A 17,294-nucleotide genomic window follows, 5' to 3' on the forward strand; every position below is an offset into this window, starting at 1 on the left:
ATTCAACCAGACCGGGCGGTTCGCTGCTCCCGCCTCGGCCTGTTGAAGCCACTATCGGGCGGAGCTTTGCCAGCGCCAGGCATCGGCGCACATTTGCGCGATGCCGCGTTCAGCCTTCCAGTTCAGCTCGCGCTCGGCGTAGCTGGTATCGGCGTAACAGGCGGCGATGTCACCATCGCGGCGCGGAGCAATACGGTAGGGAACAGGGCGGCCACTGGCTTGTTCAAAGGCGCGCACCATTTCCAGTACGCTGTTGCCGCGCCCGGTCCCCAGATTGTAGGCATGCACGCCATTTACTGTCGCCAGCTTGGACAGCGCGCGCAAGTGACCGATCGCAAGATCCACCACGTGGATGTAATCGCGCACGCCAGTGCCATCCGGCGTCGCATAATCGTCGCCAAAGACATTGAGGAATTCACGCTGGCCAAACGCCACTTGCGACACATACGGCATCAAATTGTTCGGGATGCCGCTGGGCGCTTCGCCGATCAAACCGCTGTCGTGGGCGCCCACCGGATTGAAGTAGCGCAGCAACGCCACCTTCCACGACGGGTCGGCACGGCCCAGGTCGCGCAGGATTTCTTCAATCATGAGCTTGCTGCGGCCATACGGATTGGTGGCCGACAGCGGGAAGTCTTCGCGGATCGGCACCGAGGCGGGGTCGCCATACACGGTCGCGGATGAACTGAACACCAACGTCTTGCAGCCAGCCTCGGCCATGGTTTCAAACAGCACCAGGCTGCCGACCACGTTGTTGTCGTAATACTCAAGGGGTTTTTGCACGGATTCGCCGACCGCTTTCAAGCCGGCGAAGTGAATCACCGCATCGATGCGGTATTCACGGAACAGCGACCGCAACGCTTCCCGGTCACGCAAGTCGGCTTGCACGAATGCGTACGACCGGTCCGCGATGCGCTGCACGCGCTCGTAGACGGAAATATCGGCATTGGAGAGGTTATCGAGCACGACCACGTCGTGCCCTTCAGCCAGCAATTCCACGCAGGTATGCGAGCCGATAAACCCCATGCCGCCGGTGACCAGAATCTTCATGCGGTCACCTTACATGCGCCAGACGCACAGGCCGGCAGCGCGCAGCGCGGCTTCGTCGTGCACCGACTTGATATCGATGAAGCAGCCGCCCTTGACCAGCTTGCGGGCATAGTCGTCGGCCGACAGCGCCAGCAGCGACTTGTGCGGCACGGCGGCCACCACGGCGTCGGCGCGCGGCAAGTCTTCAAACTTGGTCAGTTCCACGCCATATTCATGCTTGGCTTCTTCCGGATCGGCATACGGGTCGTGCACGAACACTTCCACGCCATAGGCTTTCAGCTCATTGATGACGTCCGCCACCTTCGAGTTGCGCAAGTCGGCGCAGTTTTCCTTGAAGGTCAGGCCCAGCACGTTGACTTTGGCGCCCTTGATGTAGCTGCCGGCGGCAATCATTTGCTTGATGGTCTGTTCCGCCACGTATTTCGCCATACCGTCATTGATGCGGCGGCCGGCCAGGATCACTTGCGGGTTGTAGCCCAGCTGCTCCGCCTTGTGGGTCAGGTAGTAAGGGTCCACGCCGATGCAGTGGCCGCCCACCAGGCCTGGCGAGAATTTCAGGAAGTTCCATTTGGTGCCGGCGGCCTTCAGCACTTCGGCGGTATCGATGCCGATCTTGCCGAACAGGATGGCCAGTTCATTCATCAGGGCGATGTTCAAGTCGCGCTGGGTGTTTTCAATGACTTTGCACGCTTCCGCCGCCTTGATCGACGACGTGCGGTGCACGCCTGGTTTCACGATCAGCTCGTACATGGTCGCGACTTTTTCCAGGGTTTCCGGGGTATCGCCCGACACCACTTTCAAGATCGTGGTCAGGGTGTGTTCCTTGTCGCCCGGGTTGATACGCTCCGGCGAGTAGCCTACGAAGAAGCCTTCCTTCCACTTCATGCCGGATTCTTTTTCCAGCACAGGGATACACACTTCTTCGGTGGCGCCCGGGTACACGGTCGATTCATACACGACGGTGGCGCCCTTCTTCATGTGCTTGCCGACGCTGCGGCTGGCGCCGATCAGCGGGGTGAAATCCGGGTTGTGGGCATTGTCGACCGGGGTCGGCACCGCCACGATAATCATGTCCGCTTCGCCCAGCTTGGCCGGATCGGAAGTGTATTCCGCCAGTTTGGCAGCCTGCACTTCTTCGTCCGACAACTCGCGCGATGGGTCCGTGCCGCGCAGGCATGCATCGACCTTGGACTGGGCGATGTCGAAACCAATGGTGCGGGTGTGCTTGCCGAACTCAATCACCAGAGGCAAACCAACATAGCCGAGGCCGATGACCGCAATAGTAGACATAGATGACATCCTGTAAATTAGTATTGAAGTTTGAATAATATCATTGCACGGCGCAATTCAGTGCATGCAAACCATATGTCGGCCGCATCACAAACCACTAATTCCGTGCTTGCCAAGTGGTTTATTGCCGCAGTGCAGTATTTTGAATTTAAGCCACGTGCACAATAAACTGCCTGACGGCCGCGAGCAAGTCTGGCGAGGCATATGGCGATATGGCTGCGCTCCCCCTTGAAGCCGCCATGGCTGCCGCCAGCATCGCCGGCAACTCCGCATCCCGCTCCGCAACAAAGATGCCGGACCGCTGGGCCAGCCAGTGCGCGGTGGCAATTTGGTGGTCGTTACGGGTTTCCTGCAAATCGCCGCGGCGCGGCAGCAGCACCAGGGGTTTGCCCAGCTCCATGGCGGTCAGCACCGAGCCCATGCCCGCGTGCGCCACGATCACGTCGGCCTGCGCCACGGTCTGCGCGAATTCCGCCGGCGCCAGCGAATGGGTAAAGCGCATGGCGCTGGGACGGTATCGGCTGTCGCCGATTTGCGCAAAGATGTCGGCGTCCGGTTTCGTATGCTCCGCCCACAGGTCGACCGCCTTGACCAGGCGGTCAAACGGCATTTGCGAACCGACGGTGACAAAAATCATGGTCACAAGACGCTCCCGTGGCAGGCCGGACCATCCTTACCGGCCAGGTGCGGCCATTGGGTCAGCCACAGGTCGGTAAAGCCCTGCACTTTTTTGCCCGACATGGAAATATGTTCGACATTGGCAATGCTGTCCAGCCAAATGGTTTTTGCCCCCAGGAATTTTCCCATACGCAACGCCACGACGCCGGGCGCCGCGCCCGTGGTAACGACAACATCAGGCCGTTCGCGCAACACGATCCAGCTGACCTGGCACACCATTTTCACCAAGTCCCAGCGGCTCCAGCGCGTCGCATCGGTGACCGCATAAAAACGCGCGCCAGGCACCTGGCTGGCGTAGCTGGGCTGGACCGTCACATACGCCACGTCCTGCCCTTCAAATGCCGGGCGCAGCCGTAATAACTGTACCCAATGGCCGCCGCCGGACGCGACCGCCAATACTTTCTTAACCATTGCAAACTCCACTAACTCAACAAGAGCAATTTAGCATCATTGACAAAATTTAAATGTACGCTAGCGCACAATGCCCGCTTCGCCCCCCTGCGCCAATGCCTTGCCATACAGCGCGGCGATGCTGGCCTGTACCGCCTGCACGGAATACACCTGCTGCGCGCGCGCATGGGCCGCCTGGCGCAGCGCCGCATAACGAGATCCATCCCGCGCCCCACCACGCGCCGCATCGTCCAGCAGCATCAGCACCGCCGCCGCCAGCGCATCGACGTCGCCCGCCGCGTGCAGCAGCCCGCAGTGGCCATGCTCCAGCACTTCCGGGATCCCGCCCACCTCGCTGGCCACGACGGGAATCCCTTCGGCCATGGCTTCCAGCACGCATACCGGCAAGCCTTCGAAATACGACGGCAGCACCAGCACGGTGGCGTCAGCCAGCAGCGCATCCTTGGCGGCGCCATCGACCCAGCCGGGCAGCCGCAAGGCGTGTTCGACGTTCAATTCGCGCGCCAGCCGCGCCGTGCCTTCCAGGTCGCCATCGCCCGCCAGTGTAAAAATGGCGCCGGGATGGCGCGCCAGCACGGCCGGCATGGCGCGCACCAGGTCATACACCCCCTTCTTGTCGCGCAGGCGGCCCAGGAACAGCAGCTGCGGCGGCCGCCCGGCCGGCAACACTGGCAGGGCCGGCAGCACCGCCGGCACCCGCACCGGGTTGCCCAGTACTGTGATGCTGGCGCCCGGCGCGATGCGCGCCAGCGCCGTTTGCCACAGGCCGGTCAGCGCCACCAGCGCTTGCGCCCCTTCCAGGGTGCGGCGCACCCAGCGCTGCGCACGGGGACCGCATTCGCGCTCGTAAAACACGGGGAATTCACCGCTGTGCAAATGAAACACATAGGGCACGCCGAACAGCCGCGCCAGTGCGCAAAACACGGATTTGCGCCAGAAACTGCCGCGCGACGCGGAGTGCACGTGCAGCAGGCTGACCTGCCCGCGCAGCAGCAGCCACACGAAGGCGGCCAGCGCGCCGGCCATCACGCGCATTTGCGTCAATTTGCCGGGCCGCTCATACGAGGCGATGTAACGCACATTCCAGGCCTCGAACAAGCCCATGTCGCGGTACAGGCGCACCACGGCGGTCATGCCGCCGGGGGAATCAAGCGACGTGCCGATCATGACCACGCCGGGTTCATTACTGCGTCGGGCCATTCATTGCTCCTGGAAAGAACGGTAATTCGGCATATCCTGCGGCCGGTTGATCCGCACCACCTTGGCCGGGATGCCGACCGCGACGCCGTAGTCCGGCACATCTTCCATCACCACCGCATTGGCGCCGATCGACGCATGGTCGCCGATGCGGATATCGCCGATCACCTTGGCGCCACCGCCAATGAAGGCGCCCTTGCCGATGCGCGGCACCCCGGTGCTGCCGGATCGGCCGCCGATGGTGACGCCGGCGCCGATCACCGCGTCGTCGCCGATCACGGCGCGCTTGTGGATGATGGTGCCCAGTCCTTCATAGCTGAACAGCACGTTGCGCCCGACAATGGCCGACGGCGGCAACACCACGGCGAACAAGATGCGGTTCACGCTTTTCAGCAGGAACGGCAACAGCGGCACGCGGCGCCGGTGCAGCCAGTGCGCGATACGATAAATGCGAACGACCATCATGCGGCGACCCTCCTGCTGCCCAGCAGACGCGCCAGGCGGCCATTCCAGCTGGCCACCAGCGCGCCCTCGTCGGCGCTGAGCGGCATCGCCATGCGCAGCGCCGCGGCAGCCGCCAGTGCGGCGGCGATCACGGCCGCCTGCGTGTTGAAGACCATGACGCGCTGCGCCGCCAGCAGCAGCGCCGCGGCGCCCGCCCATGCCAGCAGCAAACGCACGCCGCCCTGTACATCCCAATGTCCCATAAAACCCCTTTGTTTCAGGCTGCGCGCCACGCGCCAGCAAAAAATACATTCCGCCGCCACCGCCAGCGCCACGGCCGGCAGTAACTTGCCCGTCGAATACAGCACCAGCACCACCAATGGCGGCGTCACCAGCAGCGCGGCGGTGGCGCGCGCGCAGATATCGGACTGCAGCACCGCGTTGCAGCCCAGTTCCAGCACGCGGCGGCAGGCGATGGTGGCCGTGCCGCACAACAACAGCACCACCACGGGCCAGGCCTGCGCATAGTGCACGCCGCCGATGGCCGCCATGCCCTGCTCGCCGAACGCCGTGAAAAACACCAGCAGCGGGAACAGCGCCATCAGCGAACTTTTCAGCCACAGCCCGAGGCGCACGCTGAGTTCCGCAAAACTGTGGCCGGACGTGTAGTACGCAATCAAGACCGGCCGCACCACGCTTTGCAGCAAGTCGGTCGGCAGGTAGCGCCGGACCTGGTCGGTGAAGGCGCGCGCAAACCCAAACACGGCCGCCGCCTCGGCACCCAGCAGGCGCGCCACCAGCATCGTCATCACTTGCGGCCCATACAGCAGCGACAGCAGGTAGCCGGCAAAGTTATGCCAGGCCAGGCCAAACAGCACATGGCGCGGCGGCGGCCGCCAGTCCGGCTGCGCCGCCGGCAACGTGCGCAGGCGCCACAGGCTGCGCGCCAGCAGCAACGTGCCCGCCACCAGCGCGCTGGCGCCCGCCGTCAGTTCCAGCCACAGCATGCCGGCCGCGTCGAGCGGTGGGCCGCTGTGCCAGCCCGGCACCACATGCACCAGCAATAACAGCACCAGCAAGCCGGCGCGCAATACTTGCGCGACCTGCCCCGCGCGCTGTTCCATCAGCAATCCCAGCATCTGGTCGCGCGACAGCCGCCCCAGCCCTTCGACCGCGACCAGCACACCGGCCAGCCGGAATGCGCCGGCCGCTTCCGGCATGCGCATCAACTCCGCCAGCATTGGCGCGGCGAGGCCGACCACGGCGGAGGTGCACAACACCAGCGTGCCCTGCAGCGCGGCAATGCGCAGCAGCAGGCGCGCCGTGGTGCGCCCGCCCGCGTGCATACGCGCTTCCGGCAACACGCGCGACGCCACCCATTCCAGGCCGCCCGACGACAACGCCAGCGCCAGCTCCATCAACGCCAGCGCGGCCGCGTAGCGGCCATATTCCGCCAGCGGCAACAGCCGTGCGGCCAGCGCGAACGACGTGAACGTCAGCAGCGCGGACACCCCGCGTCCCGCAAGGAAAGCCGCCATGCCGGCCTTGGCGGCCCGGCCGCCATAAGGACTGCCGGCGCCGCTCATGGCGTGCCTTCCCGGGACACGGCGTGCGGCGCGGTATGCGCCGCGCCCTGCCCGGCGCCGCTTCCCAGCAGGCGGCGATATTGCGCCGCCAATTGTTCGGCCAGCACGTCATAACTGCGCAATTGCCCGATGCGGGCGCGGCCCTGTTCGGCCATGGCGCGCGCCTGCTCCGGATTGGCCAGCATGGCCAGCACTCCTTGCGCAAAACCGTCGGCGCTGAGCGGCACGCACAGGCCGCCGCCGGTCTGCGCCAGCAGCGCGGCCTGGTCGGGCTGGCCATTGGCCACCACCGGCAAGCCGTAGGCCAGGTATTCGCACACCTTGGTGGGCGTGCCCATTTCCAGCACACGCGTGCACGGGATCGGCGACAGCCCGACCGAGGCCGCGCGCAAATAGCGCCAGGCTTGCGCCGGCGCCATCCAGCCCGTGATCAGCACATGGTCTTGCACACCGCAGCGCTGCACCTGCTGTTCCAGCCAGGCGCGGTCGCCCGGCGTCTGCGAATCGCCCACCAGCACCAGCAGCGCCCGGGGTTCGCCACGCGCCACTTCCACCATGGCTTCCACCATGACTTCCGGATGGCGCATGCGTTCCAGCGCGCCCAGGTACATCACCACCTTGCGCCCCGCCAGGCGCGGGTCGTCGCTCGGGATCACATGGTCCAGGCTGTCGGGCACGGTGACGCCCATCGGCACCGGCGTCATGGCGGCGGGATCGACACCCCGTTTGGCCACCATGTCGCGCATGGCGTCACTCTGCACGAACACGTGGTCGGCGCGCGGCAACACCAGGCGGTACAACACGAATGCGCCCAGGTGGCCGCGTACGCTCAGCACCAGCCGGCGCAGGCGCGATGCGCCGACCGCTTCACGGCCGGCGCCCACGTCCTGCCAGAACTCCACGAAGGGAAACGACATCCAGTAAAAAAACGGCAAGCCATGCCAGCGCGCGGCCAGCAGGCCGATCAGGGCGCCGCCAATGCGGTCGCGCACCTGGACCGCCTGGTATTGACCGCCGCGCGCCAGCCGGAACAGCGAGCACGCCGCCCCCATGCGGGCCAGCAGGCGGCCCAGCTTGCCGGTGGCCTTGCGGGCATGCGCGGCGCCGCCCGCCCAGGCGGCCGGTTCTCCCTCCTGCAACGCCACCAGGTCGGAATGCACGCCGTGGCGTGGCAGGAATTGGCCAAACAGCGTGGCGATGTCGGGACGGAAGCTGGGATGGGGTTCGCGGGTCAGGTAAAGTAAGCGGATCGTCATAAGTCAGTCAAAGAGTCGGCGGAGCGAAGCTGCCCGCCAGCCTGGCTTGCGCGGGCCCGTCGAGGCCGCGCAACAGCTCGGTGATAAATCGTTGTTGCAGCGCGAACGCGGCCGGCTCGTCGGTGCCGATCGACGACACCCGCACCAGCATGCCGTCCGGCACCATGCCGCCCAGGCCATAGCGCAACTGCTGCAGTTTTTGCGCCAGTCCGGGCCGGATCGCGCGGTTGCCCACGGTGATCCAGTACGTGATGGGTTCGTGGCGCGCGCCGCTGACGGCGTACAGGCGCTTGACCGGCAAGGCGCCGCGCGCCACATCGAGGTCCGCGTAGCCGCGGCTTTCCACGTCAAAACCTTGTGCGCCGTAGCACACTTCCGGCTTGTGCACCTGCAGCCGGTCGCTCTGTTCGCCGCCATAGGCCAGCGACAGCATCACCCGTTCGCCATCGCGGTTGATATAGGTGCGCGACAGGGTCTGGTTGTAAATCTTGTCCAGCTTGGCCTGGGTGGCCGGATCGACTTGCAGCGGCACCACATGCGGATCGATGCGCCATTCGCCGAACTGTTCCGGCACCATCGTGGCCAGGTCGACCCGCGGCCCCTGGTCGGCCAGCTTGACGGTCGGAGTGAAGTGGCTGGACAGCGCGCTGGCCGACAACATCAGCGCGGCCAGCAAGACGCTGATGGTCATCCGTTGGCGGTTCATGCCGGCCTCCCCGCCTGGCGGCGCGCCGACAGCCATTGCAGGAGGGTGTCGGCCGCCACGATCAAGACCAGCGCGGTAATGAACAGCACCATGCCGGCAAACCCGTGCAGGAAGCCCTGCCCGGCGGCGTCGCCCAGGTAATAGGTGATCAGGGTCAGCGTGACGACGCGGATCACGTTGGCGGTGAAGGAAATGGGAATGATCATCAACGCCAGCCACACGTTGCGGAACGCCGATGAATGGCGCACCACGTTCAGGTAAAACAGGCCCAGCGCTTCCAGGGTCAGCAGGGTCTGCAGGCCGGCGCACGCATCGGCCACCAGCAACTGGTATTGGCCGATCTGCAGGATCACGCCATTGCGTCCGATCGGATAACCGGCCAGGAACAGCAACTGTTCCGTCACGTACGACACCGCCATTTTCATCGGCATCGTCAGCGCGCTGACGATGCCGCCCGGCAGCGGCACCAGGAACAGCATGAAGAAGAACGGGAACCATTGCACCGCCGTGGCGCGTGTACCGAATTTAATCAGCAACAAGGCCACGCCCATGACAATGAACGAACCGAGCTCGAAGGCGACGATCTGTTGCGAACGGCCCAGCACATACAGGGCCAGCGCCAGCATCAGCAGCGGCCAGCCGGCCGCGTGGGCGGGACGCTGGCCCACGCCGGCAGCCAGCATGGCGGGCCATTTGCGCCATAACAGCCACAGGGACAATGCCAGGATGATGGGGCCGTGCGCCTGTTCCTCGGTGGCCCAGTTGCCGTGCAGCTGGTCGTAAAACGTGGGGCCGAACATGGCTGCCAAGCCAAGCACGATGGGCAGCCATTCAGGCAGGATGGCCTTCAGGCGGCCGTGTTCGGCAGCCTCGGGGCCATAAGACAAAGCAGTCATGAAACTCTCACGAAGATAAATAGCGGACACTGAAATCCACCGGCCGATTATGCCGGATGGGTTCCCCCGTTGGTGCACGATTGACAACAGATGCGCGCCACGCGCAGCCGATCAACAGCCAGAACACAAAGGCGCCGCGCGGGTCGGTGATCCCCGCCGAGGTCGGCGAATTGGCCAGTTGCAACGTCAGCGCCGCCAACCCGGTCAGCAACAGCGGACGGTGCGCGGCGCCGTCGGCGGCCGCGGCGCGGCGCAGCAGCCCGAACCAGATGATCAGGAAGGCGCCCAGCACCAGCATGGCGGCCGGATAGCCCGCCTCGGCCGCCACGCTGGGCCAATAGGTATCGACCAGGAAAATGCGCTGCCGGAACCACCAGTAGCGGTTGAAGCCCAGGTCGACGAACAGGCTTTGGTCAAAGCGCTGCGCGCCGGCGCCGCCGTAAGTGCCCAGTCCCGAGCCCAGTGGAAAATATTGACTTGCCACGCGCATCCCGCCTTCGGTCAGCACCGCGCGTTCGGACATATCGGCGGCCCGCCCGCCGCCCCATTGCCGCATCAACTCGCTGAAGGGATTGTGTTCCATGACCAGCACCGCCATCAGCAGGCACGCCACGCCGGCCATCGCCCCCACGGCCAGCCAGCCGGTGTGCCGGCGGCCCTGGATCAGCGCAAACACCAGGTACACCAGCAGCAGCGCCATCAATTCCTGGCGCTGGCCGGCGCACACGGCGATCGCCGTGTAGATCGCCGCATAGCCCAGCCAGCGGCGCCCCAGTCCCTGCAACCAGAACGCCGCGGCGCCGGACGCCAGCAAACCGCACATCAGCGACAGGTAACCGGCGTGGATGAACGGGCCGCGCAAGCCGCGCATGAACGGCAACAGCACATTGACGTGGTAGCTCGGCGAGTGGCCGAATACTTTCATGAAGGCGCCATACGCGACCAGTTCGAACAGCAGGAAGGGCAGGAAAAATACCCAGGTCCAGGCGACAAAGCGGCGAAGCATCGATTGCGCATGTTCGGGCGCCACCAGCAGCATGCCCAGCGCAAACATCAGCGGCAATTTGAGGTTGTACTGCAATTGCCAGGCCGCGCCGCGCCAGCCGGAACGTCCCAGCAGGGTACTGGCCAGCGCCAGCGCGAAATACATCAGGAAAAAGGCCACCACCCAGCGCAACGTGGCGTCTGCCCCGGCCACCCGCAGCACTTCACGCAGCGACGACAGCATGAACAGGAAAATCACCATTTCCAACAGGTAGCCGGCAGGCACGCCCCGGCTCTGCAGCGTCTGTGCAAAAAACATCAGCAGGAAACCGGCGCACAGCAACATCGCGCGCTGGTCGGCATAACCGAACACGGCCAGGTAAAACATCGGCAGCGACAGCAGCAGCAGCATGAACAACACAACCAGCACGTGCTGTTCCGCACCAATCAGCAGGCCAAGGAAGACCGCGGTCAGCAGCAGCAAACCGGACACCAGCAGGCCGGTCCAGCGTCCCGGGGAGGCGGTAGATTTCATGAACGATCCAAAATAGTGCCTTTACAGCAACAGTGCCATAATTTCAATTTTGAATCTTATCAGTCCAGCCCATTTCGCGACGCCCGATAGAACTCAGCAGCAAAAAAGGCCGCACAAGGCGGCCTTTCAAGGGGAAGCGGATACTGCTTTACTTGATCACGGTCGGCGTCGGCGACACCGTGGCGCCGCATGGCAGCTGCGCCGCCATCAAGTCATAGGTGCTGCTGGCGCCGCCGACATAGATGAAGTCGGTGTACAGCGAGCGCGACGCCACGCCCATCACGCCGGGCATGTACAACCCGACCTTGGGATAATTCCCGAGCCAGGTTTCATACGAGTTGTAGGCATTCTTGACATCGTAGGCGAGGTTGCCATTCATCCAGACTTTCAGGGACCCGATACCCGGCTTGGCCGACCAGTCGGCGCGCACCACGAAGCAATACCACTTGTTGGTCTGGATCTTGGCCAGCCGCGCCAGCTGCTCGCCGGTGTTGGCGCGCGTGGCCGGATCGGTGCCGGTGCCATCGGTCTTGCGGAAGTTGTAGTGGAGTTCCAGGTTCAAGTCCTGGCCATAGGCCACCACGGCCACCGGCGGCGGCACCGTCAGGGTTTTCTGGCTGGTGTGCAATTGCGCCACCACGGTCGGCGTGGCGTGGAATTGCCAGTCAGAAGGAAACATCATGGCAAACGCATACCAGCGCATGCCTTCGATCACATATTCATACTTGGCCGACAGTTCGGTACGCGAGGCCCCGGAAACCAGCGGGTCGGTCTTCAGCGTTTTCAGGAACAGCACCTTGCGGCCGCTTCCCCTGGGATCGTCCACCAATTGCAAGTTGCCGGCGGCATTGCCGGTATGAACCGCATACACGTCATCGAGGTAACGGTACGTCGCGGTGGCGTTGCGCGCCAGGTTTTCGCTGACATACATCAGCTTTTTGGGGTTGGACGCCAAGGTATCCACACGGCCGCTGCGCGACAGGTCGATCTGGGCCAGCGCCGGGACGCAGGTTGCCGCCAGCATCAGCGCCGGCACGAATTTTTGGGGAAAATAGGACATGAAGTTCTCCGGATTACCACTGGATGTTGCCGCCGCTGATGTAGCCGCCGCATGGACTGACGAAGTACATCTGGTTGACGGTCGTCGACGCGCCGCCCAGGCGGATGAAATCGGTATACAGCGTGCGCTCGGCAACGCCCATCAGGCCGGGAAACATCAACCCGGTCCGCGGCGTATGCGCGGCGCCGAAATACGAATTGGTGGAATTCGTCGCGCTGTACACTTTCTCCCCATTCATCCACATCGTGACGGCGCCGGCGCCCAGGGTCGGCTGCCAGTCGGAGCGCACCACCAGGCAATACCAGCGGTTGGTCACCAGCGGCCCCAGCTTGATGACTTCGCTGGCCGAATTGGTGGCGGTGGCGGAGGTGGTCGCCCGGTAATTCGAATTTAAGTTCAACTCCAGTGTATTACCCCGCACCAGCAGCGACAGCGGCGCCGCCAGGTTGGTGGCGGTGGTGCCGGTATCGATTTGCGCGATCACCGTGGGGTTGGGATGCACCACCCAGGTGGACGGGATGTAGACGCTGATGCCATACCAGCGCAACCCCGTGCTGCGCGATTCGCCGAGCGGATAAAAATCCGTGCGCTTGATGGCGCCGACATTGGCGTCCGTGCTTTTCACCTTGCTCATCAGTACGACGCGGCCGCTGCCGGCCGGGTCGGTGATAAAGCTCAGGTTGGCCGCGCTGGCGCTGGACAGGCCATAGCGGGTGGAAAACTTCGTTGCGTCCACCGTGCCGCCGATGGCCGTATCGACTTGCGCGTGGGCGGCGGCGGCCAGCAAGGCTGGCACGACGCCAATGGACAGGCACAGGTGCCTCGTGAAATTCATTTGGATCTCCCAAAACATTGCAATTACATGGGCAGGAAGATAGCACGCAGAAAGCTTTTTTCCGTTGCCATGAGCCAACAATTCCACATTTTATTTCACGAGATGTAAACTACACCACATAAGATTAGGCAAATATTGATTTCCACCGAGATAATGTTCTTTCCCGAAAGATTACTTTTCAGGACAAGTATGCTGTCATGGCGTCAATCAAAATTCCACCATCACCGCGCCCACCACTTCCGCCCCCGTATGGCGCACCTGCGCCACCAGCGCCTGCACTTCGTCGAGCGGCGTATGGTTCTTACGGGCCACCAGCAAGACCCCGCCCGCCCGCGCCGCCAGCGCCAGCGCATCGGAACCGCGTTCGAACGCCGGCACGTCATACAGCACGGCGTCATAGCGCGCCGACAGTTGCGCATTCAAGGTGGCAAAGCTCGAACGGCTCAGCAATTCCTGCGGATTGGGCGGCAAGGTGCCGGCGCACAGCACGGATAAATCCAGGAAATCATCAAAACGCGCCACGGAGGACATGTCCGCCCTGCCCGCCAAAATATCGGACAGGCCCTGGCGCCGCTTGACGCCGAAAATGTCGTGCTGGCGCGGCGTACGCAAATTCGCATCGACCAGCAAAGTCTGTTCGCCCAACTGGGAAAACACCACCGCCAGGTTGGCGGTGAACACGCTGGCGCCATCGCCGCTGGCCACACCGGCCACCACCAGCGCCTTGTGGCCACGGGAAAACCAGCGCAGCATCAACTGGCTGCGCACCGCGCGCAGCACTTCCACTTGCGGGCTGAATGGCTGGAACGCGGCAGCCAGCAGCGGCGAATAATCGCCATCGCCCTGCTGCAGGTAGGGATAGTCGAACTGGCGCGCCAGCACTTGCTGGATATCCGTTTCATTGACCAGGCCCAGGCGCTGTGCCGCCTCGCCATAACGGATGCCCAATTCCTTTTGCATGCGCAGCACGCGCTCGGAATTGTCCGGGCTGATCTTGCCCGCAGCGACCAGCATGGTGCCGATACTGGAATCGGGCGAGGGTTTCATGTGGGCGGAGGATAGTGTTGCAGTCATGTCAGGTCCAATCTCACGTCAAGCGCAGGCGGCGCGGCGCCAGCAGGTTCGCCAGGCGCGAACGCGGTTTCGGCGGCGCCCACGAAATATTGCCCAGCACTGGGATGTCGGCCACATTGGTCAGGTCGCCCGTGGAACGCACGCGGCGGTCCATCAATTCCACCACCAGGCCAAACCCCATACCCAGCACGCCGCCCAGCATGAAGGCCAGCACCGTGTTCAGCAGCATGCGCGGCGTGGCGGGATCGATCGGCGCCACGGCCGGATTCAGGATCGCCACTTCCGATTGCTCGGCCTGCCCTTCCATCCGCGTTTGCGACAGGCGCTGCGTGGTCGCGTCAAAGGCGCGCTGGGCGCTTTCCACATCTTTTTGCAGCACGTTCAATTCATCGCGGGTCCGGTTCAATTCCAGCACACGGGTTTTTTGTTCCGCCAGGGAGGTGCGCAACGCGCCTTCGCGCTGCGCCAGCACTTGGGCATTGTTGCCGACACTGTTCGCGGTGGACTGGATGTGCGCATTCAGACTGGCGCGCAGCTGGTTCGCTTCGGCGCGGGCCGCCAGGTATTGCGGATGGTTCTGGCCCAGGCGCTGGCCGATTTCCGCCACCTTGCTGTCCGCGGCACTGACGCTGGCGCGCAAGTTCTGGATCAGCGGGCTGTTGGCCACGTCGGGCGCTTCGCCGGCCTTGCCGGCCGCCATGCGCTGGCGCGACGCCGCTTCCATTTGCTGGGCCTGCGCCATCACCAGCTGCGCGGACAAGTCGTTAAGGCGGTTGCTTTCCACGTCGAGACGGCCATCGAGGCTGACAATGCCATATTCCTGCTGGTATTTCGACAAGCGGCTTTGCGCCGCCTCCAGCGCATCGCGCTGCTGCTTGGTCTGGTCGCTGAAGTAGCTGGCCGCTTTTTTCATCGGCTCGACTTTCAGTTGCACGGTCAGCTTCTGGTATTCATCGGCAAACGCATTGGCCACGGCCGCCACGAACTGCGGTTCCGCACCCTTGAAACTGATTTCCACCACGCTGCTTTCACGCGACGGCACGGCATCGAGCTTTTTCAGCAACAGCTCGGCCAGCCAGTCGCGCACCGTGCCCCTGCCATCCGTGGCTTGGCGGAATTGCGCAATGACATCGGTGTTTTGCGCCAGCTTCAACTGGTCCACCACGCGCAGCGCCACATTCTTGCTGGTGATGATGTCGATCTGGGTCGCGACATAGCCGGGCATCAGCTGGCCGGGTGCGGCCATGCCGGTGACGGGATCCACGCCCTTGTAGTTCAACAGCACGGTGGACGTGGCTTTATACGTCTTGGGCAGCAAGGCGCTGACCACGACGGTCACCAAGACGGTGGCCAGCAAGGTCAGCAGCACGATCTTGCGGCGTGCGCGCAAGATCAGCAGGAACTGGGAGAAATTCATGGGACTTCCTTAAAACAGGCTTTCTTTTACGTACACCACATCATCGACCTGCAGCAAATCCTCCTGCTTGACGCTGATGACTTGCATCTGGCCGCTGGCGTCGCGGCGCTTGACGCGCAGGCCGCGCTCGGTGCCGCGCGGCGTCAGGCCGCCGCCGGCCGCCAGCGCCTGCACCACCGTCATGCCGCGCTCGAGGCGCGCCGGGCCGGGACGCTGTACTTCGCCATAGATGTAAAAGCGCGGCGCGCGCTCGACGTACACCACGTCATTCGGCGCCAGCGGATAGTCGTGGCCAAAGTCGCCCGACTGCACCATCTTGATGATATCGATGGTTTCACTGGTGGTCTTGCCATCGCGGGTGCGGATCAGGGTCACGCTGTCGCCCCCTTCCACGCCAATGCCGCCAGCCTGCGCCAGCGCTTCCATCAAGGTGCGTTTGCCATCCATCGGATAGCGGCCGGGACGGTTGACCTGGCCCAGCACCGACACCTGCGCACTCTGGATCGTGGTGACCAGGATGTTGACTTGCGCCTTTTTCACATAGCCGCCGCTGTCGAGCAGGCTGGCAATTTTTTTCTCGGCGGCCGGCACGGTCAGGCCCGCCACCGGCACCTGCCCCACCAGCGGCACCGTGACCGTACCGGTTTCCGCCACCCGGGTTTCCGTGGCCAGGTCGGGACTGCCATAGACGGTAATGCGCAAGACATCGCCGGAACCGAGCACGATGGCGGCCGCGTTGGCCAGGTTGGCCAGGTTGGCCGCATTAACCGCGTTGGCTGGCGTGGCTGACTTGGCCGTGTCCGCCGCACTGGCTGCGCGCATAGAAGTTGCCGCCGCCAGCGCCATCGTCAGCATGGCCAGCCACAGGGTGATTTTTTTCATGGTGCCTTCTCCTTATTTCAAGCCGGCGACGCCGCGCGCATCCGCCGCCGCCTGCTGCGGTACCGGCTGCGCGCCCGCCACGGTATCGGTCTTGTTGAAGTAGTCGATCTTCGCGTCCGCGCGCAAGCGTTTGAGCTCCGCTTCGGCCGCATCCTTGTTTTTCTTGTTCAGCAGGAATTGCTCGATCTGTGCGACGGAATTGTCGAGCGTGGCGGGACTGTCCTTGACCTCGGCAATTTGCATCAGCAGGCTGCGCTCGCCTTCGCGGATGATGAACAGCTGGCCCTTGGGCATCGTCAACAGCTTGCTGCTCAGTTCAGGCGGCATGTCGGCGCTGGTGCGCGACACTTGCGTGCGGCCATACTTGACTTTATTGCTGTCCAGCCAGGCCGCGACATCGTCCAGCGACCGGGTGGAATCCATCAGCGATTTCAGCGGCTCCGTCACATCCTTGCTGGCCACCACCAGTTCGCGCATGTCGAACTGTTTGCGGCTGGTGAAGAATTCCGGATGCTGGTTGAAATACGCTTCGACTTCCGCGCGGGTCGGCTTGGCCTGGCTGCCGATGCGTTTTTGCAGGTAAGCCTGGGCAATGATCATGGCCTTGGCGCGCTCGATCGCCTGCATGACTTTCGGATCGCGGTCCAGCTTGTCCTTGGCCGCTTCGTTTTGCAGCAGTTGGCGGTCGATCAGCGATTCCAGCAATTGCTTGCGCACGGCGTCCGGCTGGGCGGTGGCGCCGGAGCGCTGCAATTCTTCATTCAGTTGCAATACCGTGATTTCCGCGCCATTGACGCTGGCCAGCGCCTGCCCGGCCTTGGGTTCCTTGTTGCCACAGGCCGACAGCGCCAGCGTGGCGGCCAGGATCACGGTAGCGGCGGCGCGGTGGCGGAGGACATCGCGGCTGACATCGCGGCTAAGATAAGCGGTAGTGTCCAAGATATGTCCTTTGTGTAAATATTTATTTGCAACATTAATAATGTGCAAAGATTT

At 63.7% G+C, this 17,294-nt stretch carries 17 protein-coding genes; all 17 read right to left on the reverse strand.

Annotated features, from left to right (window positions below; all coding sequences use genetic code 11):
- Positions 1-51: 51 nt before the first annotated feature.
- On the reverse strand, positions 52-1,050 hold the full coding sequence (galE, locus tag AC1RRC_RS08085; RefSeq protein ID WP_493054773.1) for a UDP-glucose 4-epimerase GalE: 999 nt from the start codon (positions 1,048-1,050) through the stop codon (positions 52-54).
- Between the two features lie 9 nt (positions 1,051-1,059).
- A complete protein-coding gene (locus tag AC1RRC_RS08090; RefSeq protein ID WP_493054774.1) occupies positions 1,060-2,340 on the reverse strand; it encodes a nucleotide sugar dehydrogenase in 1,281 nt (426 codons plus the stop codon).
- Between the two features lie 148 nt (positions 2,341-2,488).
- The gene (locus AC1RRC_RS08095) at positions 2,489-2,977 is read right to left on the reverse strand and encodes a glycosyltransferase (RefSeq protein WP_493055504.1); all 489 of its coding nucleotides are present in this window, start codon (positions 2,975-2,977) and stop codon (positions 2,489-2,491) included.
- Positions 2,978-2,979: 2 nt separating this feature from the next.
- Positions 2,980-3,429 carry a glycosyl transferase gene (locus AC1RRC_RS08100; RefSeq protein ID WP_493054775.1) on the reverse strand — a complete coding sequence of 150 codons (450 nt, stop codon included), beginning with the start codon at positions 3,427-3,429 and terminating at the stop codon, positions 2,980-2,982.
- Positions 3,430-3,489: 60 nt separating this feature from the next.
- Positions 3,490-4,629, reverse strand: a complete 1,140-nt coding sequence (locus AC1RRC_RS08105; RefSeq protein WP_493054776.1) for a glycosyltransferase family 4 protein — start codon at positions 4,627-4,629, stop codon at positions 3,490-3,492.
- A complete protein-coding gene (locus AC1RRC_RS08110) occupies positions 4,630-5,091 on the reverse strand; it encodes a serine O-acetyltransferase (RefSeq protein WP_493054777.1) in 462 nt (153 codons plus the stop codon).
- Positions 5,088-6,656 (reverse strand): lipopolysaccharide biosynthesis protein, encoded by a 1,569-nt coding sequence (locus tag AC1RRC_RS08115; protein ID WP_493054778.1) that lies wholly within the window; start codon positions 6,654-6,656, stop codon positions 5,088-5,090. Before AC1RRC_RS08115 ends, AC1RRC_RS08110 begins: the two co-directional genes overlap by 4 nt.
- The gene (locus tag AC1RRC_RS08120; RefSeq protein ID WP_493054779.1) at positions 6,653-7,912 is read right to left on the reverse strand and encodes a glycosyltransferase; all 1,260 of its coding nucleotides are present in this window, start codon (positions 7,910-7,912) and stop codon (positions 6,653-6,655) included. The genes AC1RRC_RS08115 and AC1RRC_RS08120 overlap by 4 nt, the downstream gene beginning before the upstream one ends.
- Before the next feature lie 7 nt (positions 7,913-7,919).
- Complete coding sequence (epsI, locus tag AC1RRC_RS08125) at positions 7,920-8,618, reverse strand: exosortase-associated protein EpsI, B-type (protein WP_493054780.1); 699 nt, start codon at positions 8,616-8,618, stop codon at positions 7,920-7,922.
- Positions 8,615-9,514 carry an exosortase B gene (gene xrtB, locus AC1RRC_RS08130; RefSeq protein WP_493054781.1) on the reverse strand — a complete coding sequence of 300 codons (900 nt, stop codon included), beginning with the start codon at positions 9,512-9,514 and terminating at the stop codon, positions 8,615-8,617. Before xrtB ends, epsI begins: the two co-directional genes overlap by 4 nt.
- A 7-nt stretch (positions 9,515-9,521) precedes the next feature.
- Positions 9,522-11,033, reverse strand: coding sequence for a hypothetical protein (locus AC1RRC_RS08135; protein WP_493054782.1), 1,512 nt, complete (start codon positions 11,031-11,033; stop codon positions 9,522-9,524).
- 148 nt (positions 11,034-11,181) lie between these two features.
- Positions 11,182-12,093 carry a polysaccharide lyase family 20 protein gene (locus AC1RRC_RS08140; RefSeq protein ID WP_493054783.1) on the reverse strand — a complete coding sequence of 304 codons (912 nt, stop codon included), beginning with the start codon at positions 12,091-12,093 and terminating at the stop codon, positions 11,182-11,184.
- Between the two features lie 13 nt (positions 12,094-12,106).
- Complete coding sequence (locus AC1RRC_RS08145; protein WP_493054784.1) at positions 12,107-12,928, reverse strand: heparin lyase I family protein; 822 nt, start codon at positions 12,926-12,928, stop codon at positions 12,107-12,109.
- A gap of 207 nt (positions 12,929-13,135) precedes the next feature.
- Complete coding sequence (gene epsG, locus AC1RRC_RS08150; RefSeq protein WP_493054785.1) at positions 13,136-14,002, reverse strand: chain length determinant protein tyrosine kinase EpsG; 867 nt, start codon at positions 14,000-14,002, stop codon at positions 13,136-13,138.
- Positions 14,003-14,015: 13 nt separating this feature from the next.
- Positions 14,016-15,419 carry a chain length determinant protein EpsF gene (epsF, locus tag AC1RRC_RS08155; RefSeq protein ID WP_493054786.1) on the reverse strand — a complete coding sequence of 468 codons (1,404 nt, stop codon included), beginning with the start codon at positions 15,417-15,419 and terminating at the stop codon, positions 14,016-14,018.
- A gap of 9 nt (positions 15,420-15,428) precedes the next feature.
- Positions 15,429-16,301 (reverse strand): polysaccharide export protein EpsE, encoded by an 873-nt coding sequence (epsE, locus tag AC1RRC_RS08160; protein WP_493054787.1) that lies wholly within the window; start codon positions 16,299-16,301, stop codon positions 15,429-15,431.
- 12 nt (positions 16,302-16,313) lie between these two features.
- On the reverse strand, positions 16,314-17,240 hold the full coding sequence (locus AC1RRC_RS08165; protein WP_493054788.1) for an EpsD family peptidyl-prolyl cis-trans isomerase: 927 nt from the start codon (positions 17,238-17,240) through the stop codon (positions 16,314-16,316).
- Positions 17,241-17,294: the final 54 nt, after the last annotated feature.

It is taken from the genome of Pseudoduganella sp. GW821-FHT12E03, from assembly GCF_058807115.1.

What these genes read in the sequence shown, in the direction of transcription:
- galE (WP_493054773.1), bottom strand. Translation starts at nt 1,050, where the DNA reads ATGAAGATTCTGGTCACCGGCGGCATGGGGTTTATCGGCTCGCATACC.
- AC1RRC_RS08090 (WP_493054774.1), bottom strand. Translation starts at nt 2,340, where the DNA reads ATGTCTACTATTGCGGTCATCGGCCTCGGCTATGTTGGTTTGCCTCTG.
- AC1RRC_RS08095 (WP_493055504.1), bottom strand. Translation starts at nt 2,977, where the DNA reads ATGATTTTTGTCACCGTCGGTTCGCAAATGCCGTTTGACCGCCTGGTC.
- AC1RRC_RS08100 (WP_493054775.1), bottom strand. Translation starts at nt 3,429, where the DNA reads ATGGTTAAGAAAGTATTGGCGGTCGCGTCCGGCGGCGGCCATTGGGTA.
- AC1RRC_RS08105 (WP_493054776.1), bottom strand. Translation starts at nt 4,629, where the DNA reads ATGGCCCGACGCAGTAATGAACCCGGCGTGGTCATGATCGGCACGTCG.
- AC1RRC_RS08110 (WP_493054777.1), bottom strand. Translation starts at nt 5,091, where the DNA reads ATGATGGTCGTTCGCATTTATCGTATCGCGCACTGGCTGCACCGGCGC.
- AC1RRC_RS08115 (WP_493054778.1), bottom strand. Translation starts at nt 6,656, where the DNA reads ATGAGCGGCGCCGGCAGTCCTTATGGCGGCCGGGCCGCCAAGGCCGGC.
- AC1RRC_RS08120 (WP_493054779.1), bottom strand. Translation starts at nt 7,912, where the DNA reads ATGACGATCCGCTTACTTTACCTGACCCGCGAACCCCATCCCAGCTTC.
- epsI (WP_493054780.1), bottom strand. Translation starts at nt 8,618, where the DNA reads ATGAACCGCCAACGGATGACCATCAGCGTCTTGCTGGCCGCGCTGATG.
- xrtB (WP_493054781.1), bottom strand. Translation starts at nt 9,514, where the DNA reads ATGACTGCTTTGTCTTATGGCCCCGAGGCTGCCGAACACGGCCGCCTG.
- AC1RRC_RS08135 (WP_493054782.1), bottom strand. Translation starts at nt 11,033, where the DNA reads ATGAAATCTACCGCCTCCCCGGGACGCTGGACCGGCCTGCTGGTGTCC.
- AC1RRC_RS08140 (WP_493054783.1), bottom strand. Translation starts at nt 12,093, where the DNA reads ATGTCCTATTTTCCCCAAAAATTCGTGCCGGCGCTGATGCTGGCGGCA.
- AC1RRC_RS08145 (WP_493054784.1), bottom strand. Translation starts at nt 12,928, where the DNA reads ATGAATTTCACGAGGCACCTGTGCCTGTCCATTGGCGTCGTGCCAGCC.
- epsG (WP_493054785.1), bottom strand. Translation starts at nt 14,002, where the DNA reads ATGACTGCAACACTATCCTCCGCCCACATGAAACCCTCGCCCGATTCC.
- epsF (WP_493054786.1), bottom strand. Translation starts at nt 15,419, where the DNA reads ATGAATTTCTCCCAGTTCCTGCTGATCTTGCGCGCACGCCGCAAGATC.
- epsE (WP_493054787.1), bottom strand. Translation starts at nt 16,301, where the DNA reads ATGAAAAAAATCACCCTGTGGCTGGCCATGCTGACGATGGCGCTGGCG.